Annotated in this window: 16 protein-coding genes and 1 pseudogene; 5 read left to right on the top strand and 12 right to left on the bottom strand. The window is 66.9% G+C overall.

Annotated features, from left to right (window positions below; all coding sequences use genetic code 11):
* Window positions 1-12: 12 nt before the first annotated feature.
* The gene (locus QZ588_RS13570) at window positions 13-939 is read left to right on the top strand and encodes a DMT family transporter (RefSeq protein ID WP_295543480.1); all 927 of its coding nucleotides are present in this window, start codon (window positions 13-15) and stop codon (window positions 937-939) included.
* A 28-nt stretch (window positions 940-967) separates the two neighbouring features.
* Window positions 968-1,531, top strand: a complete 564-nt coding sequence (locus QZ588_RS13565) for a DNA-deoxyinosine glycosylase (RefSeq protein WP_295543479.1) — start codon at window positions 968-970, stop codon at window positions 1,529-1,531.
* Window positions 1,532-1,697: 166 nt separating this feature from the next.
* Here the strand turns inward: QZ588_RS13565 and QZ588_RS13560 are convergent, their stop codons facing one another.
* The 7 genes from QZ588_RS13560 to QZ588_RS13530 form a co-directional block, all read right to left on the bottom strand.
* Window positions 1,698-2,186 (bottom strand): MaoC/PaaZ C-terminal domain-containing protein, encoded by a 489-nt coding sequence (locus QZ588_RS13560; RefSeq protein WP_295543478.1) that lies wholly within the window; start codon window positions 2,184-2,186, stop codon window positions 1,698-1,700.
* Window positions 2,187-2,290: 104 nt separating this feature from the next.
* A complete protein-coding gene (gene glcF, locus QZ588_RS13555; protein ID WP_295543477.1) occupies window positions 2,291-3,580 on the bottom strand; it encodes a glycolate oxidase subunit GlcF in 1,290 nt (429 codons plus the stop codon).
* Window positions 3,581-3,658: 78 nt separating this feature from the next.
* A complete protein-coding gene (glcE, locus tag QZ588_RS13550) occupies window positions 3,659-4,789 on the bottom strand; it encodes a glycolate oxidase subunit GlcE (RefSeq protein ID WP_295543476.1) in 1,131 nt (376 codons plus the stop codon).
* A 38-nt stretch (window positions 4,790-4,827) separates the two neighbouring features.
* Window positions 4,828-5,454 carry a PIN domain-containing protein gene (locus QZ588_RS13545; RefSeq protein ID WP_295543475.1) on the bottom strand — a complete coding sequence of 209 codons (627 nt, stop codon included), beginning with the start codon at window positions 5,452-5,454 and terminating at the stop codon, window positions 4,828-4,830.
* 44 nt (window positions 5,455-5,498) lie between these two features.
* Window positions 5,499-6,983, bottom strand: coding sequence for an FAD-linked oxidase C-terminal domain-containing protein (locus QZ588_RS13540; RefSeq protein ID WP_295543474.1), 1,485 nt, complete (start codon window positions 6,981-6,983; stop codon window positions 5,499-5,501).
* A 128-nt stretch (window positions 6,984-7,111) separates the two neighbouring features.
* On the bottom strand, window positions 7,112-8,443 hold the full coding sequence (locus QZ588_RS13535; protein WP_295543473.1) for a four-carbon acid sugar kinase family protein: 1,332 nt from the start codon (window positions 8,441-8,443) through the stop codon (window positions 7,112-7,114).
* A gap of 20 nt (window positions 8,444-8,463) precedes the next feature.
* Window positions 8,464-10,731: a phosphoketolase gene (locus QZ588_RS13530; protein WP_295543472.1), complete on the bottom strand. Its 2,268-nt coding sequence runs from the start codon at window positions 10,729-10,731 to the stop codon at window positions 8,464-8,466.
* Between the two features lie 310 nt (window positions 10,732-11,041).
* Between QZ588_RS13530 and QZ588_RS13525 the strand changes: the two genes are divergently transcribed.
* Both QZ588_RS13525 and QZ588_RS13520 read left to right on the top strand, forming a co-directional pair.
* Window positions 11,042-11,209 (top strand): hypothetical protein, encoded by a 168-nt coding sequence (locus QZ588_RS13525; RefSeq protein ID WP_295543471.1) that lies wholly within the window; start codon window positions 11,042-11,044, stop codon window positions 11,207-11,209.
* A gap of 5 nt (window positions 11,210-11,214) precedes the next feature.
* Complete coding sequence (locus QZ588_RS13520) at window positions 11,215-12,225, top strand: PDC sensor domain-containing protein (protein ID WP_295543470.1); 1,011 nt, start codon at window positions 11,215-11,217, stop codon at window positions 12,223-12,225.
* Between the two features lie 169 nt (window positions 12,226-12,394).
* Here QZ588_RS13520 and brxL read toward each other — a convergent pair whose 3' ends face one another.
* From brxL to QZ588_RS13495, 5 genes are read right to left on the bottom strand one after another with little or no spacing between them, the layout of a single operon-like run.
* Window positions 12,395-14,593 carry a BREX system Lon protease-like protein BrxL gene (gene brxL, locus QZ588_RS13515; protein ID WP_295543469.1) on the bottom strand — a complete coding sequence of 733 codons (2,199 nt, stop codon included), beginning with the start codon at window positions 14,591-14,593 and terminating at the stop codon, window positions 12,395-12,397.
* Window positions 14,594-14,622: 29 nt separating this feature from the next.
* Window positions 14,623-15,237: a DUF4276 family protein gene (locus QZ588_RS13510; protein WP_295543468.1), complete on the bottom strand. Its 615-nt coding sequence runs from the start codon at window positions 15,235-15,237 to the stop codon at window positions 14,623-14,625.
* Window positions 15,237-16,484 (bottom strand): AAA family ATPase, encoded by a 1,248-nt coding sequence (locus tag QZ588_RS13505; RefSeq protein ID WP_295543467.1) that lies wholly within the window; start codon window positions 16,482-16,484, stop codon window positions 15,237-15,239. The genes QZ588_RS13510 and QZ588_RS13505 overlap by 1 nt, the downstream gene beginning before the upstream one ends.
* Window positions 16,485-16,497: 13 nt before the next feature.
* A complete protein-coding gene (locus tag QZ588_RS13500) occupies window positions 16,498-19,032 on the bottom strand; it encodes a PglZ domain-containing protein (RefSeq protein WP_295543466.1) in 2,535 nt (844 codons plus the stop codon).
* On the bottom strand, window positions 19,029-20,519 hold the full coding sequence (locus QZ588_RS13495) for a hypothetical protein (RefSeq protein ID WP_295543465.1): 1,491 nt from the start codon (window positions 20,517-20,519) through the stop codon (window positions 19,029-19,031). Before QZ588_RS13495 ends, QZ588_RS13500 begins: the two co-directional genes overlap by 4 nt.
* 1,057 nt (window positions 20,520-21,576) lie before the next feature.
* Between QZ588_RS13495 and QZ588_RS13490 the strand changes: the two are divergent.
* Window positions 21,577-21,928 (top strand): annotated as a pseudogene (locus tag QZ588_RS13490) (ISKra4 family transposase); the annotation flags it as partial.

Raw genomic sequence — 21,928 nt, 5'->3', positions numbered from 1 at the left:
GTCACACCCGAAATGGACTGGTTTCTGCTCGCGCTGCTGTCCGCGGCGACCCTGGCGTCCGCCGATGCCGCCACCAAGGCCTGGCTGCAGGACTACTCCGCGGCCGAGATCAGCGTCGTGCGCTTCTCGGTGAGCGGGCTGTTGCTGTCGCCACTGCTGCTGGGCATGCCGGCGCCCTGGACCCTGCCCGCGCCCTTCTGGGGCTGGCTGGCGGCGATGCTGCCGCTGGAGATCGCGGCCATGCTGCTGTACATGACGGCCATTCGCGATCACCCCCTGTCGCTGACCCTGCCCTACCTCGCCTTTACGCCGGTGTTCGTGCTGGTCATCGCCGATTGGCTGTTGGGCGAGCGGGTGTCGGCCCAGGGGATGCTCGGCGTACTGCTGGTGGTGGCCGGCGCCTGGCTGCTCAACAGCCGCCACGCCGAGCTCACCCGGGTGCGCAGCTGGGCGGCGCCGCTGACCGCCATCGTCCGGGAGCCCGGCTCGCGGGTGATGCTGCTGGTGGCGCTGCTCTATGCCTTTACGGTCACCATGGGCAAGGCGGTGCTGGACTACCTGCCGGCGGTCTATTTCGGGCCCTTCTACTTTTTGGTGCTGGGGCTGACGATGCCGCTGGTGTGGGCGCTGCCGCTGCGGCTGCGCACACGGGGTGCCGCGGGCGCCGGCGGCGGCCAATGGGCGCTGCGGGGCCCGCGCGGGCTGTTGCGCCGGCCCTGGGCGGTGCTCGTGGTGGCCGCCCTGCATGGGCTGATGGCCTTCACCCATTTTCTGGCCATCGCGCGGGTGGAGGTGGCCTACATGATCGCCATCAAGCGCACCAGCCTGCTGTTCGGCATTCTCTACGGGGCGCTGGTGTTCGGCGAACGGGGCCTGCGGTCGCATCTCGCCGCCGGCGCCCTGATGCTGGCCGGGGTCGTTCTCATCGTCAGCAGCTGAGGGCGGCCGGCGCCGGCGGTGCTGGCCGATGACTGCGTCAGCCGACCCCGTGCTGCCCATCCGCCGCGCCTTCCCGCCGGTGCTCGGCGCGGCGCCGCGGCTGTTGATCCTGGGCTCCATGCCCAGCGAGGCCTCGCTCGCGCGCCGCCAGTACTATGGCCATGCGCGCAACGCCTTCTGGCCCATCATGTTGCGCTTGCTGGGCCTGCCGGCCGATCTGGGCTACGGCGCACGCACCCAGGCCCTGCGGGAGCATGGCATCGCGCTGTGGGATGTGATCGCCGCCTGCGCCCGGCCCGGCAGCCTGGATGCGGACATCCGCCCGCAGACGGTGCAGGTGAACGACTTCGCCGCATTGCTCGCGGCGCAGCCGAGCATCGCGTGCATCGCCTTCAACGGCGCCACCGCCGAGCGCGAGTTCCGCCGCCGCGTATTACCGTCCCTCACCAGCGCGCAGGCGGATATCGAGCGCCTGCGGCTGCCGTCCACCAGCCCGGCGCATGCGGGCATGCGCTTCGAGGCCAAGCTCGCCGCCTGGCGGGTGCTGCTGCAAAAGATGGGGGCGGCGGCATCGATCCGGCCGCTACCATGAGACCCGACGGGGCAGACCCGGCAGGATAGCCGACGCCTGCGGATTGTCGGTTTTGGCGGACTGGGTGGCGGCTGGCCGGGGGGCTCCTCAGCAGAGATGCTGTCGTGCGGCCTGCGGGGACGTAGCCATAACGTCCCGCGCGAGCCGCCCCCAGGCCGGGCGGGCTTCAGCAGCCGCCTTCGGTGGTGGCGTCCACGTTCTCCCGCCACCAGTCCTGGTAGGCCTGGTCCGGTGCCAGCACCCGGGCGGTGCCGGCGGACAGCGGCGCGCCGTCGGCATCGCGCACCTCGATGGCCATGTCGACGAGGCCGCCGCGCAGGATGCGCGCGACCGTGAGTGTGACGCCGATCTCGTCGCCGGGGCAGATAGGCCGGCGGAAGCGCTCGGGGCAGAAGGTCAGCCCCAGGGTGCCGTCACCCGGAAACAGGGTGCCGAAGAGCGCCGAGATGGTGGTCTGGATGAGCCCGCCTGGCACGACGATATCGTGGATATCCGGAAAACGCATGCGCGCGGCGTCCAGGTCGCGGTGGATGGCATTGTGGTCGCCCACCAGATCGCAGTATTGGTCGACCTGCTCGCGGGTGAAGACGAGCCGCGCCTCGTGGCGCGTGCCCTGGGTCAGCATGGCTGCCGTCAGGCAACGGGTTCGGGTCATGGGCGGATTCTCCCTGGTGTGGAAACGGACCGACAGACACGAACTCCCCATGATATACCCGTCGCATCTCGGTTTTTTGGTTTCTGCGGGCTGGGCCGTGCCGCTCAGGCAACCGCCGTCGGCGTGCTTTTCTCGGCGGCGCTATCCGGCCAGGGCCGCGCGGCGGGCGCCGGATCGAACAGCTCGAGCCAGTGCACCACGGGCACCGAGGCGCCGGCGGCGAGATGCGTCTGGCAACCCACGTTGGCGGTGGCGATGAGCGCCGGACCGCCCTGCTCCAGCGCCACCAGCTTACGCTCGCGCAGCTGGTTGGACAGCCCCGCCTGGAGAATGGAGTAGGTGCCCGCCGAGCCGCAGCAGCTGTGGGCATCAGCCACCGGCAACAGCTCGAAGCCGGCCCGCCGCAGCAGGCCTTCCACCCGGCCCATGAGCCCCTGACCGTGCTGGAGCGTGCAGGGCGGGTGGAAGGCGATGCGCCGCGGGACGCCCCGCGCGCCGGGGTTCGGCAGTGGGGGCAGATCCTCGGCGCCCAGCAGCTCGGACGGGTCCCGCGCCAGGGCTGATACCCGCGCCGCCTTGTGGGCATAGTCCGGGTCGTCTTGCAGGTGATGACCATAGTCCTTGACCATGGCGCCGCAGCCGCTGGCGGTGACGACGATGGCCTCCGCCGGATCTGCCGCCTCCGGGGCGATGTGGGGCCACCAGGCGTCGATGTTGCGGCGCATGAAGCCGCGTGCCTCCGCGCCTGCGGCCAGGTGCTCGCTGACGGCGCCGCAGCAGCCGCCGCCGGGGCGAACGACGTCGATGCCAACGGCGTCCAGCACCCGGATGGCCGCGCCGACGGCGGCCGGCGTCAGCGCCGGCTCCACGCAGTTCTCCAGCATGATCACCCGGCGCCGGTGGCGCCGCCGCGGCAGCGGGCCCAAGGCGCCGGCGGCGGGCAGCTTGGCCTTGAGGGCCGCCGGCAGCAGTGGCTTCACCGCCTGGCCCAGCTTCAGCAGCGGCGTGAACCGCGCCGGATACGGCACCAGCAGCCGCAGCGCCCGGCGCATGAGCCGTTCCGCGAGCGGGCGCTGGACTTGCGCCTCCACCAGCGCCCGGCCAGTGGTCAGGAGCCGGTCGTACTGCACGCCCGAGGGGCAGGTGGTCATGCAGTTGAGGCAGGTGAGGCAGCGGTCGAGATGCGTCTGCACCGTGCGGGTGGGCGCCTCCCCCTCCAGCACGGACTTGATCTGGTAGATGCGCCCGCGCGGGCCATCCAGCTCGTCGCCGAGCAGTTGATAGGTGGGGCAGGTGGCGGTGCAGAAGCCGCAGTGGACACAGCTGCGCAGGATACGGTCGGCCTCACGGCCGGCGTCGGTGCCCGCGAGCGTGGAGACGAGGTTGGTTTGCATGGCTCGGGTACGGGTCGCGGCGGCTGGGTGGGGTTGGGGCGTGTGCCCGCGGCGGCGTGCGGTTCGGTCGGCCCGGCGTTACAGGTCGGGATACAACCGCCCCGGGTTCAAGATCCCCTGCGGGTCGAAGGCACGCTTGAGGTTGCGATGCAGTCGCAGCGGCACCGCCGCCAGCGGCGTGAACACCCCGTCCGCCGGCGCCCCGCCGCCGCCACCGCGGAACAGGGTCGCGTGACCACCGGCGGCCTGCGCCAGCGCCCGCACCCGGGCCGCCGGCAGCTCGCCGCGCAGCCAGCGCAGCGCAGCGCCCCACTCCACCAGGGACGCGCCGGCGCCGAGGTCCGCCGTGGCCGTGGCCGGCGTGGCCGGCGGCAGAGACAGACGCCAAAGCGGCGCATCGCCGGCAAAAAAGCCGAGCCGCTGCTCGCGCAGATCGCGCCAGAACGCTTCGGCAGCCTCCAGCGGCAGACCTTCGACGATGCGACGGGTCTCCGCCAGCGCCTCCTCGCCGCCGTCCACACGGACATGCAGCCGTCCGTCGAGCCAGGCGGTGGCGGTGATGGGCAGTGCCTGACGCGACCAGTGCCGCAGCAGATCCAGCGCCTCGGCGAGGGTCACCTCGCGCACCAGTGTCAGGGTATCGGGCGGCCGCGGGATGACCTTGAGCGACACCTCCAGCAGCACCCCCAGCACCCCGAGGGAGCCCGCCATCAGCCGCGAGACGTCATAGCCGGCGACGTTCTTCATCACCCGGCCGCCGAATGCCAGCACCTCGCCCTTGCCATTCAGTAGCCGCACGCCGAGCACCGCATCGCGCACGCTTGCGGCATAGGGCCGGCGGGGGCCGGACAGTCCGGCGGCGACGACACCGCCGATGGTGGCCGTCGACTCGCCCGGAGCCGGGCCGAAGTGCGGCGGCTCGAAGGGCAGCTGCTGCCCGTGCTCGGCCAGCAATGCCTCGACGGCGGCCAGCCGCGTGCCGCCGCGCACCGTAATGGCGAGCTCGGTGGGCTCGTAGGCGACGACGCCGGTGTGCGCGTTGCAGTCGAGCGCGGCGTCCGCCGCCACCGCGTTGCCATAGAAGCCCTTGCTGCCGCCGCCGCGGATGGCGAGCCGGCGACCCTCGGCGGCGGCGGCGCGCACCTGTGCGGCGAGTGCTTGCTCGGTATCGGGATTAAGCGCCTGGCCGGCGCTGACGGCGTTGTTCATAGACGCGTCGCATCTGGGTTTTAGGTTTTTTGCGAGTCTCAGTCCCGCGGCAACCGGTACGACACCTTGTCTCCGTCCAGGGTAATGAAGCCCTGGGCCTGCAGGTCGCCGATGAGCTGGCTCACCTCCCCCTCGCTCAGCTTCGGCTTGAACAGGGAGTCGATGGTGTTGGCCAGTGTCTTGACCCTGCGCGGGCGCGACTGGCCGCGGCCGGCGAGGTTGTTGACGATGACGCCCACCTTGTCGCCCTCGGCGACCGTCGCCGGCGTGCGCAGCGGCGGGATCTCCGCGAGATCCTGCTCCCGGTGGGCCTCCACACCCAGTCGTCGCAGGTATTTGATGAGCGGATCGAAGCCGGTGTCGCGGGAGATGACATGGAAGTAGCCCTCGGGGTCTTGGTGCACCAGCTCGCCGAGGGTGAAGGCGATGTGGAAGTCCAGTGCATTGCGGCCGTTGCCTGAAATCTTCACGTAGCGCCCGGCATCGCCCAGCTGCTGCATGGCGTCCACCAGGTCGAAGGGCAGCTTGGCCTGGTTTTCGCCGACGAAGACATGCACCCGGTAGCCCTTGCCCACCAGCAGCGACAGGTTCTTCGGCTGTACGTTCTCGAAGTCGATGAGGACGTGGTTGACCTTCTGCGGCTTCGGGCTCGAGGGTTTCTCCATGGCATGGGCCTCGGTGCTGGGGTGCGCTGCGCCTTGGACTCCGCTCAGAAGCGCGGCAGCTCCGGGAATTTGAGCTCGCCGTGGTGCACGTGCATGGCGCCGAACTCGGCGCAGCGGTGCAGCGTCGGCACCGCCTTGCCGGGATTGAGCAGCCCGTGGGGGTCGAAGGCGGCCTTCACCGCGTGCATCTGTGCAAGCTCATCGTTGGTGAATTGCACGCACATCTGGTTCAGCTTCTCGACGCCGACGCCGTGCTCGCCGGTGACGGTGCCGCCCACCTCCACGCACAGGGTCAGGATCTCGCCGCCCAGCTCCTCGGCCCGGTCCAGCTCGCCGGGGATGTTGGCATCGTAGAGGATCAACGGATGCAGGTTGCCGTCGCCGGCGTGGAAGACATTGGCCACGCGCAGGCCGTACTGCGATGACAGCGCGGCGATACGGTTGAGCACCGTCGGCAGCTCCTTGCGGGGGATGGTGCCGTCCATGCAATAGTAGTCCGGCGAGATGCGCCCGACCGCCGGAAAGGCGGCCTTGCGGCCCTTCCAGAAGCTCATGCGCTCGGCGTCGTCGCGGGCGGTGCGCACGTCGGTGGCGCCGGCGGCGAGCAGCAGGTCGCGCACCCGCATGACCTCCACCGACACCTCGGCGTTGAAGCCGTCCAGCTCGCAGATGAGGATGGCGGCGGCCTCCACCGGGTAGCCCGCGTGCACGAAGTCCTCCGCCGCGCGGATCGCCGGGTTGTCCATCATCTCCAGGCCCGCGGGCACGATGCCGGCGCCGATGATCTCCGCCACGGCGGCGCCGGCGGTCTCGACGTTGTCGAAGGCCGCGAGCAGGGCCTGGGCGCGCTCGGGCTGCGGCAGCAGCTTGACGGTCACCTCGACGATGACGGCGAGCATGCCCTCGGAGCCGGTCATCAGCGCCAGCAGGTCCAGCCCCGGCGAATCCAGGGCCTCGCTGCCCACCTCGAACAGCTCGCCGTCGATGGTGACCAGCTTCAATCGCACGATGTTGTGCACCGTGAGGCCGTACTTGAGGCAGTGCACGCCGCCCGAGTTCTCGGCGACATTGCCGCCGATGGTGCAGGCGATCTGGCTGGAGGGGTCCGGCGCGTAGTAGAGCCCATGCGGCGCCGCCGCCTCGCTGATGGCCAGATTGCGCACACCGGGCTCGACGCGGGCGGTGCGGTTGTCCGGATCGATGTCGATGCGCCGATTGAACTTGGCCAGCGACAGCAGCACACCGTCCGCCAGCGGCAGCGCGCCACCCGAGAGGCCCGTGCCGGCACCGCGCGCCACCACGGGCACGCCCTGCGCGCTGCACAGCTTCAGCACCGCCTGTACCTGCGCGACGGTCTCGGGCAGCGCCACCGCCAGCGGGCGCTGGGCAAAGGCCGTGAGCCCGTCGCACTCATAAGGCCCCAGCTCGGCCGGGGTGGACAGCACCGAGGCCGGCGGCAGGATGCGCCTCAGGGCGTCGACGATCTCGGGCTTGGGATTCAGCGGGCGTTCGTCGGGGATTCGGGGCATGGCATGGTCATTGTTGTCGCGCGGCATTCACCGGGCATGCTGCGGGTGTGCCGACGGATGTGCAAGCCCGCCCGCGCCGCTTGCGGGCTTGCGGACTGTCCGCCGCGACGGGCCCTGGGGCGGCGAGCTCACTGCGGGGCCGCAACCATGATTCGATACACCTCAGCCAGCGCATCATCGCCGCCCACATTACCTGGAAAAATCACCACCGGCAGCTCCGGAAAGCGCGGGTGATCCGCCGGGCAGCGCACCACCGAGCAGCCGGCGCGCACCTGGCCCAGTACGCGGGCCGTGGTCAGGGCGAGGCCCCGGCTCAGGGTGTCGTTGGAGGTGATGCCGCCCTTACTGATGAGGAAGCCGATGTCCGCGGGCAGGCGCTGCACCAGGTGCACCAGGAGGTCCGACACCCGCTCGCCGAAGGCCAGGCGCTCGGCCTTGCTCGGGAAGCGGTACTCGCCGCGGCTGGTGTAGAGCACCGCGCCACGGCCCTCGGCCGCGGCCGCTTCGACGCCGGCGATGAGGTCCGCGATGAGTGCATCGGGCGCATCCAGGCGAGCCAGATCCACCTCCAGCGCGGCGATGTCGGTGTTGGCGATCAGGTGCGCCAGCTGGCGGGAGGACTTGCCGACATGGCTGCCCATGAGCACGACGCCGGGGCGCGCGCCGCGGGTGAATTGCCCCATGTCGGCGGGCGCCACCGGCTGGGCTGGCAGCGCAGCCAGCGAGGTCAGCAGACTCGCGGCGCTGCGAAACAGGAAGCGCTTGCCCTGCCCGGTGGCCGCGAGCACGGCGGCGGCGAAGGCATCCAGGTCCGCCTGCCGCTCGGCGTCGACGACGCCGCAGGCGTTGCCGTCGAGGGCCATGAGTCGCGCTTGCAGCCGATCCGGATCACCGCGCAGGTCATCGAGCCCGAAGCGCTCCACCACGCCCGCCGGGATGCGCCCGCCGGTCTTCTCTGCCACATAGTCCGGCAGGAAGGCGGTGCTGAAGCCGAACACCGAATCCTGCGCAAACTCGGTCTCGTGCACCGGCACGGGCCGGTCGTCGACGATCAGGTAATGGGTGCCGTCGCGGGTGATGCGCCCGCCCTCGAAGAAGGCGGGCACCAGGAAATGCGCATCGAAGGGCCCGAGCTCGGCGGCGATGACGTCGGTCTCCACCGGGTAGTGGCCGCGCAGGGTGCTGTCGGAGCGGCTCACGATGACGGGCTGCACCGGCGCGCCGGCGGCCTCGAGGTCCGCGAGCGCGAGCCGCAGGTTGACGCAGATATCCCGCGTCACCGCCGCCGCGCGCTCGGCGTCCATGCCGCGGGTGTTGCTCAGCACGAAAAACAGCGGGGCATCGTCCTGCAGCGCCCGGGTCAGGGTGCGCACGTCCCAGCGCGTCAGCAGCAGGCAGCCATGCACCGTCTGCGAGCCGGTGGGGTCGTCGTCGATGGCGATGATTTTGGTGGTGGCCATTTGGGATGAGGGGCGCGTGCTCAAGGCTGAACGCCTGCGCCCGAGAGGGCCAGCGCCCGCCGCGTCAGCGCTTCGCCCGAGATACCGTTGTACGCCATGATCTCGGCGGGGCTGGCGGTGGTCTCACCGCGCTGCCAGGCGATGAGGTCGCGCGCCGGAGCCTTGGTGCGCAGCAGCACCGGCTCCAGCGCCGTGCTGCCGCCGCCGCTGACGGCCATCAGCACGTCGCCGTCGAACAGCTGAGCGAAGGCGGCGTCGTCCATGAAGGCGTCGTCGGGCTCGGCGCTGTGCTGCCAGGCGACATCGCCCGGGCGGAACAGCCGGCGCGGGTTGGCAACACTCACGATGCGCACCCGCTTGCCCGCCGCCTCCAGCTGCTCCTTGGCCGCGAACACGGGCAGCAGCACCATGTCGCCGGTGACGGCGAAGACGACCATCGCGCCGTCGCCCGCCGGCGACTCGTACAGGCTCACGGCGCCGTCGGCGATGGCCCGTCCGGCCTGCTCCGGCGTGGTGTACACCGGCAGCGCGGACTTGCTGGCGACGATGCTGATGGCCTTGTTCGACTGATCCACCGCCCAAGCATAGGCCGCCTGGATCATGTTGGCATCGCTCGGGTACAGCAGGTAGACGTTGCCGTTGCGCATCTGGGCGCCGATGTAGTTTTCGATCTCCGGGCGTTGGTGCGTCCAGCCGTTGCGGCCCTGCTCCAGCGCGCCGGCGGTGAACATGCTCACCACCGCGGGCGTGCGCCGGCGCAGCTCCGCCATGGCCTGGCCCACGGTCTGCACGATGGGCCAGCCGTTGATGGCAAAGCTCTCGTAGCTGAGCCACAGCGACCGCCCGCCAAAGAGGGCGACACCGGCGGCGAGGCCCGCGCAGGCGTCCTCCGACAGGGGCTCGTAGACCTGGCCGCTCGGCCCCTGGTGGTAGAGGTCGTCGGCGGTGGGATGGCGGATCTTCAGGCGCTGGTTGATGACCTTCATGGCGCTCGCCTCGGTGCCGTCGGCGTTGCTGACGATGAATGCCGGGTCGCGCTCGCCCAGCGCCGCGACCATCTCCGCCATGGCCGTGGACGGCACCGCCTTCTCACCCACCCCAAAGGCCTGCATCGGCAGGTCGCCGACAGCCGCGAGCGGGCGCTCGTGCTCGGTGACGGCCACCTCGGCCGCCGGGCCGCCGCCGGCGCGGGAGAGGTTCTGGCGCACCAGCGCCCATTGCTGCGGCGACAGCGCGCGGCGCCGCAGGGCCTCGGCGATGGCCGGCTGCTCCGCCGTATCGCCGGGGTAGAGGTTGTGGGACTTGGCGCCGTGGGCATGCACGCCGGCGCCCTTCAGCTGCTTGATGATGACCACCGTGAGCGTGCCGGTCATGGCGGCGTCGGCCGCCTCGCGCATCGCCTCCAGCACCGCGCGGGTGAAGGCGTCGCGGGCGGCGTCGCCGAAACGGGTGCTGTCCACATAGGCGCCGGGCTGACCCGCGTCGTCGTAGTCCTTGGCGTCGACCAGGATGACGCGCTCGAAATCGTGCGCCTGCCACAGCTGCGTCATGGCCGCATTGTCCATCAGCGAGACCATGGCGTGGTGCTCCTGGCTGTAGCCGTTCCACACCAGCACGGGCAGAAAGTTGGTGATCTCCGGGTAGACCGTGTGGAAGTGGGTCATGGCGCTCAGGACATAGGGCTCGCCGAGGCCGCCGTCGCCGATGGTGCAGGGGAAGAGCTTGTCCGGGTGCAGGTAGGCGCCGGCCATGGCGAAGTGCTGACCCTGGCCGAGCGGGCCGGCGGGCGCCAGCAGGCCGGGAATGGCGCCGGAGAGGTGCCCGAGCAGGCCGTCACGCTCTCGAAAGCGCGCCTGCAGGTCCGTCATGGTCTCGATGCCCATGCGCGTGAGGGAGCCGTCCAGGAACATGGCGCTGTAGAAGCCCGGCGCATGGTGGCCGACTTCCGTGACCAGGTTCTTGTGCCCGAGCAGCGTCAGCGCGGCGACGGCATCCGCGGCGCTGGCGAAGCCACCCGGGTGGCCGGATTGCTTCGAGGCGCAGAGCTGCAGCGTCGTGTAGCGCAACGCGTCGGCGGCGAGGCGGGCTTGGTGGACGGCGGCGGCGTCGATGGCGCCGATGGCGGTGCCGCCCTCGGCGATGACGGGCGCCGCGGCGAGCTCGGCGTCTCGCGGATCGGGCTCGGCAAAGTACAGCATGCCCTCGCAGAAGCCGGGTGCGGCCTCGGTGGCGGCTTGGGTGGCAGTTGGGGCGGAGGCTTGGGCGGCGGTGCTCAGGACGGCGGACATGGCGGGGCTCCAGGCTGAAGGGATGCACAGTGAACGGATGCGAACCGGGCCGCGGGCATGAGGCTACGGCATGCTCAGCAACCTGAAGCCCCGGACCATTTTTCGCAATGAGGAATAATTTTCACGATACAAAAATTCCGCATCGCACCAATCCTCGAAACCACATCCTCGTTGAGCCCGTCGCAGAGCCGGCGACAATGTATAGATTTAGATCTATATTAATGATCCAAAAGTTCATTCTTGTCTAAGTGACAACCATGGCTATCTTCTAAGCCGTGCCCCGCTCGCCGGCGCTAACAACGAGGAGATCATGTCTGCAACCGCCGCCATCATCAGCACCGCCGCCGCCCCGGCGGCCCCCATGGGCCTCCGGCTCAGCGGCCTGGTGCCGCGGGACGCCGCCCGTTGCCCGTATGCTGCGGGCACTCGCCCCGGCGGCGATCATCAGCCTTGTCCGTTCACCACCACCACGAGGTAACCGTCATGAGTGAAGCACTGCAAGCCGCCATCGCCCGCCAACGCATGCTGCTCCGGGGCCGTCTCGCCGGACAGCTGGACCGCCTCGTGGCGCCCTGCCGCACGGCCTGGGGCGATCGCGCCGCACTGGAGGACGTGCTGGCGCGCGCGCTCGCGGCGCTGCCGGCGTGCAAGTATCTCTACCTGCTGGATGCCGAGGCCCGGCAGGTGACGGCGAACCTCTCGCGCCAGGGCGCACTGCCGGAGCACCACCAACGCGATCGCAGCCAGCGGCCCTACATGGCCGAGGCCCTGGCCGGCGCCGAGTTCTCCCTGTCGCCGGCCTATCTCAGCCGCAACCGGGGCCGCCCGTCGCTCACGGCCATCCAGCGCATCACCGCCGCCGACGGCGGTCTGCTCGGCTTTCTCGGCGCCGACTTCGACCTGCGCGAGCTGCCGCTGACCCGCGAGCTCTACCGCCAGTCGGACCAGTGGCTCCAGCTCAAGGGCGACCCCGCCATCCGCGGCGGCCTGTTCTATCAGCAGCGGGTGGAGAGCCTGATGGACAGCCACATCGACGGCGTGCTGACGTTGTTCGCGGAGCTCATCACCCACCACGGTGTCTTCCACGGCAAGCTCCACTTCTCCAGCTCCCGCGCGACCATCTGGTCGCTGGACGACCCCTACCGTTTCCGGGTGCTGGACTTCGAGGATCTGACCAACCCGGACACCCGGCTCGCCTATCCGCAGCGGCCCTATCCCGACGCAGCCGAAACCCCCGCCGCGCGGGTGGGTGAGATATTCCAGTCCTTCAAGGCACTCCGGTTCATGGACGAGAACATTTATCTCCGCTCGGGCTCGCTCAACATCTTCAACGGCATCGTCGCTCTGAACTTCAGCTGCGACGGCTCGCACTACATGCGCTGGGACGAGTTCCTGGACAAGGACATGGACTTCTGGATCGGCGCCGGCGTGACCTGCGCTGCGCCGCAGGCGACGACGGACCCGGAGCCCGCCCCCCAGCCTGCGGGCGCGTGAGCGGCTGCGGGCAACCAAAACGCTTGCCCTGTCATGCAAGCCCTCACGCTGACTCCCGGACCGCCGAAGCCCGCGCGTGCCGCCGATTCCGCTGTGTGCGCACGGGCCTCGACGGCGCAAGGTCTACCCCACTGGCATGATCACGCCGCTGCCGGCAGACCGTCTACGATCAGCCTTGCGTGACCTTGCCCCGAAAAATATCCACCTTGGTCTCCAAACACCGGCGCAAGCCCAGATCATTGGCCCCGACACCAAACCAGGCATCCGGCTTCTGGTAGAAATCCAGACCACGGCCGATCTTGATCACCCAGCCGTTATCGATGCGGATCTCCCGGTCATGGAGGTTTTCGTTGATGCGCACATCCAGGGCGACATCCATCTCGAGCAGACTCTGTTTGAGCTCCTCGAAGCGGTCATTCAATTCCTTCAGATCGGTCTTATCGTCGTAGGCGGTCACCAGCGTGATCCGGCGCACCATCGGCGCCTTCAGAACCGCTTCACAAAAGCGCACGAAATTGTGGACCTGATGTGTCAGCCGGATGTAGGGATCCTCGATCACCACCGACCTTGCGCCCTCGAGATAGGGGGTGATCAGCGACTCGTAACTAAAACCTGTTGCGCCGTAGTGGATGGTGAAATGCTGCTCCTGGCGTTGGGGCGGCTGGCGTCCGGCCGGCTCCCCAGTCGACGACCCTGCGACGGGTGGCGATGCTGAATCTTCTGGGCCCGACTGCGCGCCAAGACTCGACAGCGACCCGGAATCCCAGTCTGCCGCGCCCGCTTCGAATAGGCTGGGCACCCCGACAGGTGCACCGGAGGCCAAGGCTGCATTGGCCGTCCCCCCATCGCCAACCGCTACACCACTTACGCCGTCCCTGGTATGAATATTCCGCCGCGCCGGTGCCTGCGTGGCCCTCGCCTTCTTGGACTCGGCACAGGACACCACCACCTCCGCATCTTCGCTGTTCCAGTAGGACAGATTGATCCGCGCGAACTCGTCATCCGCCTTGCGCTTGTTCATCTGCTCCTTGACCCGGCGTCGGCACTCCACCGCATAGGCGACGTACTCATCAAATTCGGAACCAGACGCCGGTCCCGCGGGATGCAGAATCTTCAGAAAACCGGCAACCGTCTTCTTGATGCCCTTCTCGTCGCGCCCCTCCACCGCATCGCCCAAGCGGATACGTCGGTTCACTTCCTCATAACGGCTCATATGCTTGAACTGATGATGAAAGGCCTCGGCCAGGTAATCCGTGATAAATCCATAGTTCCCGGTCAGGAACTCGCTGCTGGTCTTCGGCATCTCCCAGCCCGGCAGATAGGCCGCAAAGCGATCCATCACCGCCAGATCGAATTCCTTAGGCAGCGGCTGGAACAGATCGTAGACCTCGGAATGCACCACCTGCTCCACCGACAAGTCGAGATTACCGACGAAGGCCATGGCGGCATCGGCGATGACCTCGACACCGCGCGAGAAGCGTCCGTTGGCCAGAAAGTCCTTCATGATCTGGATGGTGTCCGGATCCTTGATCTTGATGCCGCCGACCTCATCGAAGGCGACCGTATCCCAGAAGCCGACCAAGCCGATCTTGCGTCGCTGGTTGTTGTAGAAGAGCGTGGCCTTGGTCGCCTGACCGCCGCTGATCAGGGTCGAATAGGGGGAAAACTCACTGAAAAAATAGGACTTGCCGGTCCCGCGCGGCCCCAGCTCGATGAAGTTGTAATTGGGCTCCACCAATGGCAGCAGGCGTGCAATGAAGTGCAGTTTCACCCGATGCGACAGCTTGGCCGGCTCCAGCCCCACCGATCGCAGCACGATGTCCAGCCACTGATCCCGACTGAAGGCCTCGCGACCCTCGCAGTAGTCGGTATAGTTGAACCGGCTCAACTGGATCGGACGCAGGTCTTCGAGATAGAAGGTATAGTCGTCCTCGTCGACCTCGTTGAAGGCAATGGTGATCTCCGCCCAGAGTCCACCCTGCAGCAGGCGATCATGGTCGCGATAAAACTTCTCGGCGATCGCTACCCGACGTGAATCGAAGTTCTCGAGTGCGGCCCAGTGGCGCCGGTCCTTCTCGACATAGTTGACATGCACCTTGTCGATGAAGCGGTACTTGCCCTTGGTCGCCACCTTCGATTGGGCCATGTTGGCCTCATTCGGGCGCACATAGTTGTCATGCAGGGTATCCAACACCGCCTCCAGCCCAGCCTGGATTTCGTCCTCCTCGTCACTCGCACAGTAGCGAGCAAGCAAAAATTCCAGTACGAAGGTAGGCACATTGGTGCCTTTCTTAATCCGATGCACCAAATCCTTGCGCACGACCTTACCCTCGAAAACCGCCGTCAATCGCTTGTCGAGATCATCCATCGCTGATTCCACATTTGCGGGTCGCTGAATTACACCAGGGTGGCGCTGACTGCGGCCTTGAATGCCTGAAAGCTGCGTGATGTGTTTCTGATCGGCTCCATGTGACGGGCAACCGAGCGCGCCAACTCTGCCTTGCGCAACCCAGTGGTAAAGTATCCCGCCTTGATCATGATGCGTTCGAGCGCTTCCCAAGTACCACCACGGATTGCATCCGGATCACGAAATGCGGCCTTCTGAGGGATCGTCGCGGGCACCCGCGGGTACGCCACTCGCACAGCCTGCCAATCACCAAAGAACCAGGCCTCGAGCTCCTCGATGACAATCCGATTGACGACATGAAAGGTGAGCCCATCGGTGCCGGCCGTCTTTGTGACCAAGCCAGCAGCATCAGCCATCTGCTCCAGATCAGCTTTCAGTTGCAGACAGTCGTCGTCATCGCGGTCCACCAACACCAAAATGCGCCATGTCTCGGGCAGCCAAGCCGCATAAGCTTTCAATCGATCGGGGGCCTGCTTGCACAAATCATTCTTGCATTGAAATGTGATGATCTGGAATCCCACATCCCCCAGCAGCTTCGGCAGCAAGGACTCCAATGTCGCTTCCATCGAGTATTCCTCAACGAAAACGATCAGCCTCTCCAACATCAACCCCGCACCTTGCCGGACGCGCGAGGCGCACCCTGATTGACCAGGGGATCACCGATCCCGAAGTGGCCCTCCATCCAGAGATACCCCAAACTGGCGCCGGCCGCGATCAGCTCGGGTATGCCCTGAATGTCGCTGGCGCGAACGGCCTGAGTGAAACCCTGCTCGTCACGATAGAGAATGCGCACCTCCTCAGGTCGCATCGCATTCAACAGGAAGGGAGAATGACTGGTAATCAAGAGTTGGGAGCGTTCTGAGGCGGCTCGGCACTCCTCTGCCAGCTCTGGCAGCAGGCGAGGATGCAAAAAGTTTTCGGGCTCTTCGATGCCAATGAAACGCGGTGGCTCGGGATCATAAAGAACCGTCAGATAGGCCAGCATTTTCATGGTGCCATCCGAAGCATACTTCGATAGCACCGGCTGCTCGAAGGGCGCATCCTTGACGCGCAGTAACAGCCGGCCGTCGGGCATGGGTACGGCTTGCACGTCTTCCAGGCGGGGGATTCGTTGGCGCAGGACTGAAAATATCTGCTCGAGCTTGTCCGGATGCCGTTCTTTTAGGAACTCGACCACATTGGGCAGGTTCTCACCGCGCTTGCTCAGACGTGCTTGCGGTCCCGCTTCGGGTTGGTTACGAAACTCATCGATCGACAGGTAAGACACATACCAATCGGTGATGAACTCCCGCAGCGCAGCAACGCGCGGATGCTCGGCCAACTGGCCCAGGGTATTGACCGCAATGAGATCCGTTGCGCGCAGCCTGGTCTCTTTGCGCTGATCCTCAGCATCGGGCAGTTCTCCACTGACCGCCCGCCCCGTACCCCGCCGGAAGTCCAGGAATCGGAATGGCTGACCGCGCGTACCGCGACGCCATTGCAGCCATTCTTCGATCACCTCAGGGCCTTTCTCGCCCTCATCGATCGCCAGATGGTAGGTGATGATAGGCGTTTTAGGACGCTCCCGATACTTGAGATCAAACACAATGGGGCCAGTTGCACCACGTGTCTTGAGCTCCCTGGCGCGCCCGCGCCTCTCCCAAGCATAGCGCAGACCAGACTGAAAGCATTCAGACAGAAAATTGAAGACATCGAAGATGGTGGATTTGCCGCTGCCGTTAGGACCGAGCAGCACCGTCATCGGCGTGAGGTTGTCCAGCTCCACCTTGCGAAGCGCGCGATAGTTCTGCACCCGCAATGATTCGATACGGGGGATGCCCAAGGATCCGGCTGATTCGGTTTGTTCGCTCATCGTCACTCTTCACTCAAACCGGATAACGCGTTTCCAGATCCAGCTGGGCATAGGTGGCCAGGGTATTGGGGTTGAGCGCCTTGACCTTGAACTTGCCCTCGAACTCCAGGCTCATCTTCAACGTTACCTTCTCGCGGCTGCCAGGCCGCAGGCTGACCGTGCCGGTGGCTGGATTGACCAACCCGCCTGCCTTGGCCTCGCCCACCACATGGCCCTTCCTGTCCTGCGCCTCGAGCAGGATCTCGAATTCGGCGCCCTGGGAGAAGATGTCCTGGGTCTCCACCGCCACCTCCAGCACCGGCATCCGGGTGGTGATGTGGCGTGCCCCCTGCTTGTAGCTCAGCCGGACCCTGGCCTGTTCGAGGGTCGGCTGCGCGGCTGGGCGCAGTTGCAGACGAATCACCGGCACCACCAGCTCCTGCAGGGATGCACCGCCATGGTAATAGCGCAGGCCCTGACGGTAGGCCGCCAGACTCAGCGGACCCGCAACGCGCGCGAACGCTCCGCGCACCCCCAGCATCTCGGCCGCCAGGTCATAATGATGCGCATCGCTCGCACCATCACCCAGCAGACAGCGGTCATGAACCACCAGCCAGGCACCCGCCGGCTTCGGGCAGGTATCACCGGCGCCGGCATGGGTGTTCATGAAAAAGCCATGATCGGTGGCGATCACCGCCTCGCGAAAGCCCGCGGCCTGCAGCAGATTGACCGCCACCCGGATACGCTTGAGCGCATGGGTCAGTTCCGCCGGCGCGCTGTCGGGATGGTTCTCGAACTGGCTGTCGATCTCCACCGCACGCAGCACCAGCAGGTCCGCATTCGAATCCAGCGCAAAGCGCTTGCGCACGAAGTCTTCCAGGCGTCCCTCCTGGAAGCGCTGCCCGTAGCGATTGCGGAACAATGCCATGCGTTGCACGACGCTGTTCACCGGCTGGCCGTCGATCTCGACTCCGAAATCGCCATCCGCCTGCGCCAGCCGCAGCCCGGCCTGGGCATCCGGCAGCAGACTCGCCATGCCCACCGGCGTCACACTCGGCAATACCGCCAGCGCCGGCAATAGCTCGGTCTGTGTGTCCTCTGCCAACTGCCGCTCCAGCGCCACGCCCAGCTCATACCGCAGCGCATCGACCAGAATGTAGGCGACCCGGTGTCCGCTCTGCCGCAGCGACGGCGCCACCAGCGTCTCGAACACCTCGGTGTTGGACAGGCGCCCCTGCAGCGGCCAGCCCGTCTGCCGCAACTGCCTGGTGAAGAGCAACTGCACCCGCTCGGCCAGTTTGCCGTAGACCTTGCGGCCCCGATCGATCACCGGCGCCATCAGGGACTCGGTGTCCTGCCACTCATAGCCGCTGACCGCCTGCTCGAACTCCCGATGCAGCCGATCCATTTCGCGCAACTGGCCGACATAGAACTCCAGCAAGGTGTCCAGATTGCGGCTGTGATCGGGCAGCGCCCGGGTCAGATCGTCGCAGGTCTCGATCAGACTGGCCGCGGCCTGCAGCAGATGCCAGCGCGCCTGGCTCTCGCCCTTGCCGGCCCAGACTGAGTGCTGATGCTGCGCCAGAATGGCCCGCACCCTGTCGCCGTCATCGCGCAGCAGGGCGTCCATTGCCTGCAACAGAAAGGTCCGCTCCTCGAAGGGAAAGGTCTCGCGCTGCCCCAGATCCTGGAGCGCGGCGCAGGCCGCCGGCAGGGCCAATTCCTGCTCAATCGCCTCGGCACGCTCGGTGTAGCGGATCTGGGTGCGCAAATCGCTGCGCAGCCGCTCGCAAAGATCCTCGATCAGCGGGCGCGAGGCCTCATGCGCGCGCGGGACGACCTGCAGGGCTTCGGGCAGATCGGTGGGCAGATCGAAGACAAATTCGCTGAACAGCAGGTAGCGCCAGAGCTCGTCGGCGATGCTCGACCAGGTCTTGCCCTTGGTCTTGAGCTTGAGTCCCAGCGTGGCCTGCAGCAGATCGCGCGCTTCACCAACCCAGGTCTGCGACGCCTTCAGCTGCGCCTGCTGCTCGGTGCTGGGGACCAGGAGGGCCAGCAGCAGATCCCGGCCGGAATCGACCGCGAAAAGGGCGCGCAGCGCGGGCCAGCCCAGCCCACCGGCGCCGATGGCGTCGATCACCGAGAAGGCGGGATCGGGATCTTCGGCGAAGACTGCGCGGATCTGAGTGGCGAAATCCGGCTTGGCCTTGAGGCAGAGCGACAGATAGCCGTCGCCGTCGCCCTCCGGGAAGACCGCGCCGCAGGCGCCATAGATGGCAAAGGGATCGCGCTGCTTGGCCTCCTCGTCCAGGGGTCTGGCCGTGGGGACATAGACCAGGAGCTCATCGATCTCCTGGTCGCCGAGTGCGCTCAGCGCCGCCAGCGCGGCCAGGCGGCTGTCGATGCTCGATTGGCTGGCATCCACCACCCGCCGGCGCTCGCTCGCCAGATTCAGACAGAGGTCGCGATAGCGACCCTCCGGGTCATAGAGCGCCAGCACCTGATGCGCGGCCAGACGCGGCAGCAGCACCTGCTGCGCAATGAAGTCGGCGATGGCGGTCTGGCTCATGCTGATCTTCCCTGAATGCCATTATCTGCCATGATCGCGCGAATCAGCGCGGCGAGCGCCGCTGCCGTCAACGCCTTGGGCCGCCACTCCAGCTTGGTGGCACCGGTCGTCTTCTTGCCGCGCGTCACCGGGACCTCCACCTGCTCCCAGAAGTCGGCCTCCACGCCGTGGGCGATCGCCAGGCTGCGGTCCTGGTGGCACTTGCCGAGCACCCGCTCTGGCCAGTAGCTGAGCGCCAGGTGGGCCCAGTCAAAGTCGCCCTGCGCCAGCTGGTTCCAGGTCTCCTGCAGGGTGTTGCGCCACTTGGGCAGGCGGAATAGCGACCACAAGGGCGCAGCGGTGATCTGTACCCCATCGTCATGGTTGGGACGCCAATCTTTGGCGATCTCCAGCAGGCGCTCGCGGAAGTCGCGCAGTTCCACCTCCAGGTCCAACCACTCGGTCAGCTCGGCCTCCTCGCGCTGGGTGCGGCTCGGCCGTGCACGCAGGCCAGCCAGCGCCTCGGTGACCTGCCGGAGCTTGGGCTCGACGAAGTCGTTGACCGCGGTGTAGAGGGTTTGGCTGGTCAGGCGGTGGTAGTCCAGCCAGAGGGTGTAGCCGCCGGAAGCGGTCGCCAGCGGCCAGAAGATCGGTGCCTTGCGGCGGCTCTTGGAGTAGGCCTGCAGGTGCAAGGCGAAGAACTTGCGCTGCAGCCAGCGCCGCAGATCGGTGGGCACCGGCTGCTCCACCCGCTCCAGCACGCGCTCGACCAGGCGGGTCAGATCGAGCGGGTGGCCCGGATCATCGACCAGGATGCCGGGGTGGGTCTGGAAGGGCGCGGCACCCTCCGGCAGCATGCCGGGGCTGCGCGCGGGCAGCGGATCGAAGGGATCAGGCTCCGCGGGTGCGGTGCGCTCACCGATGGCCAGGCGCCAGTCGAAGCGGCCGACGGCGACGCCGACCGCCCAGCTGAGCAGGCCCTCCAGGGCCTCTGTGGTGTCGGGTGGCGGGGCGTCATCTGCGTCGTCCGTCTCGTCCGCAGGAGACGCCGCGCCGGTGTCAGCGCCGCCCGCCTCCCCACCCATCGCCAGAGCACGATCGTCCGGGGAAAAGTCGTAGAGCTCGAAGGCGATCTGATCGATCTCGGCCTGGATGGCGGCCAGTTTCGCCGTGATGGCGGGCGGATCGAAATCGCCCTGGCGCGGGCGCAGCGCCAGCGGCAGCAGGAAGGCGTGGGAGGTTTCGGTGGTGGTGTCCAGGGTGCGCTTCAGCGACCAGGCCCGGCGTGCGAGCTGGGCGAGTTGGGTGCGTTGTGCGGGGTTGAGGTCGGGGACGGGCGTGCGTTGGATGACGCCGACCTCGTAGGAACCAAAGGCCATCTGCAAGGACACCAGCAAGGCAAAGGCGCGGCTGTTAGTCAGCGCCAGCAGCGCCAGCAAGGCCTCGGGATCATCATCGGCGACGAAGGCGGCAGGGCCTTTATCGGCAAAGATGCAGCCGGCGGGCATGGCGCGCAGGCTCAGGCCACCTTGGGTTCGCCTCGGCCAGGTGAGGCCGGGGCGGAGATAGTTACACTCGCGGTGCATTACCCAACTTGCATTACCCTTGAGGTAAGGAAACTTTTGGATTGCATCCGCTTCGATTTGGCGCCCCTCATCTATCCAGTTAACCAAAAGATAAATGTCAGCATAAAACCGAGAAAATTCTCCACCCTTTGCAAAACAGAGCCAACCGCTTGCAGGTCGATCTATCGCAAAATCTTTACCCTTTTCCCAGTGCAGGCGAAGATAACGAAAATCGTCATTCGTCGATAATGCACGTTGAGCTTCACGCCCATCGGAGCCAAGGTTTGGCAATCTTGTAAACGTACCAAGTAAGTCATCACTCACCCAATACGCGAACGGCTTCCCCGGCACCGCATCGAAGGCCCCCGGCACCACCTCGAAGCAGCGCGGCTCCGCCTCGCCCGCCCGCACACGCTCGCAGCTTTCCGCCAGCGCAGCGCCCTTGTCGTCTTCACTCAGCAGTCGCAGAAATCGGGTCATAAATCGGCCTCTCTCAGCATCGGAAGCTTCTCTCGGGCATGGCGCTGCCCACATCAACGACCACCGGGCCGACACCACCCGACGCTAAAATGGCTGCGCTCATCCTGCGGCTTCGTTGGCCCGGATGGCGATCCATCCCCACGCAATATTGAGCATCGCGCCTGCAATACACCATCAATAAATATCCTCCCGATCGAACGCGTCGAACGACATATGGGGTACTGGTGGCTGCGCATCGATCCACGCAAACAGGGCATCCATCGCGCGCTGGCGCGCCTGCCGGTCATCCTCATGCAGAGGCCCCGGCTGTCCAGCGGGAGGGTCAACCCGGGGTCCTTCAGGTGCCTCTATCAAAGGTCCTTGGTGCAGTCGTTCATGAACGGGGTCAGTCATCGCCATTGCTCAACCTTTCACCAGACAATAGGCGGCCGCCTCGACCATAGCCTGGGTGCGGCCTTCACATAATGTCGTTTTGGGGAGTATGCTGTAACCTCCTGAGACAGCGTGAGAGGGTGAGGTCGTGGCAGAGATCATCAGCAGATCGGGCAAAGAGGTCACGGTGGCGGTGACAGTGCGCCTTGCGGGCAGTTTGTGGGAGATGGAGGAGGCGATCCGGGAGGCGACCAACGCGCTCGGGTGCTGCGCGACGCAGGAGGCGCTGAAGCGCTTCGACACCGACGGCAGCCCGATCCGCGTCGGGGCGCTGAAGCTGACCGCGCGCGGGCGCGACCCGAAGCGCTACCAGACGCCTTACGGCGCGGTCGAGGTCGAGCGCTATGTCTATCAGACCTCGCACGGCGGGCGCATCCACTGCCCGCTGGAGCAGCAGGCGCGGATCGTGCGTGGTGCCACGCCGTTGTTCGCCAGCCAGA

The organism is uncultured Thiohalocapsa sp. (genome assembly GCF_913062725.1).
Taxonomy (GTDB): Bacteria; Pseudomonadota; Gammaproteobacteria; order Chromatiales; family Chromatiaceae; genus Thiohalocapsa.
This window is presented reverse-complemented; position numbering and strand designations above follow the sequence as displayed.

What these genes read in the sequence shown, in the direction of transcription:
- QZ588_RS13570 (WP_295543480.1), top strand. Translation starts at nt 13, where the DNA reads ATGGACTGGTTTCTGCTCGCGCTGCTGTCCGCGGCGACCCTGGCGTCC.
- QZ588_RS13565 (WP_295543479.1), top strand. Translation starts at nt 968, where the DNA reads ATGACTGCGTCAGCCGACCCCGTGCTGCCCATCCGCCGCGCCTTCCCG.
- QZ588_RS13560 (WP_295543478.1), bottom strand. Translation starts at nt 2,186, where the DNA reads ATGACCCGAACCCGTTGCCTGACGGCAGCCATGCTGACCCAGGGCACG.
- glcF (WP_295543477.1), bottom strand. Translation starts at nt 3,580, where the DNA reads ATGCAAACCAACCTCGTCTCCACGCTCGCGGGCACCGACGCCGGCCGT.
- glcE (WP_295543476.1), bottom strand. Translation starts at nt 4,789, where the DNA reads ATGAACAACGCCGTCAGCGCCGGCCAGGCGCTTAATCCCGATACCGAG.
- QZ588_RS13545 (WP_295543475.1), bottom strand. Translation starts at nt 5,454, where the DNA reads ATGGAGAAACCCTCGAGCCCGAAGCCGCAGAAGGTCAACCACGTCCTC.
- QZ588_RS13540 (WP_295543474.1), bottom strand. Translation starts at nt 6,983, where the DNA reads ATGCCCCGAATCCCCGACGAACGCCCGCTGAATCCCAAGCCCGAGATC.
- QZ588_RS13535 (WP_295543473.1), bottom strand. Translation starts at nt 8,443, where the DNA reads ATGGCCACCACCAAAATCATCGCCATCGACGACGACCCCACCGGCTCG.
- QZ588_RS13530 (WP_295543472.1), bottom strand. Translation starts at nt 10,731, where the DNA reads ATGTCCGCCGTCCTGAGCACCGCCGCCCAAGCCTCCGCCCCAACTGCC.
- QZ588_RS13525 (WP_295543471.1), top strand. Translation starts at nt 11,042, where the DNA reads ATGTCTGCAACCGCCGCCATCATCAGCACCGCCGCCGCCCCGGCGGCC.
- QZ588_RS13520 (WP_295543470.1), top strand. Translation starts at nt 11,215, where the DNA reads ATGAGTGAAGCACTGCAAGCCGCCATCGCCCGCCAACGCATGCTGCTC.
- brxL (WP_295543469.1), bottom strand. Translation starts at nt 14,593, where the DNA reads ATGGATGATCTCGACAAGCGATTGACGGCGGTTTTCGAGGGTAAGGTC.
- QZ588_RS13510 (WP_295543468.1), bottom strand. Translation starts at nt 15,237, where the DNA reads ATGTTGGAGAGGCTGATCGTTTTCGTTGAGGAATACTCGATGGAAGCG.
- QZ588_RS13505 (WP_295543467.1), bottom strand. Translation starts at nt 16,484, where the DNA reads ATGAGCGAACAAACCGAATCAGCCGGATCCTTGGGCATCCCCCGTATC.
- QZ588_RS13500 (WP_295543466.1), bottom strand. Translation starts at nt 19,032, where the DNA reads ATGAGCCAGACCGCCATCGCCGACTTCATTGCGCAGCAGGTGCTGCTG.
- QZ588_RS13495 (WP_295543465.1), bottom strand. Translation starts at nt 20,519, where the DNA reads ATGCCCGCCGGCTGCATCTTTGCCGATAAAGGCCCTGCCGCCTTCGTC.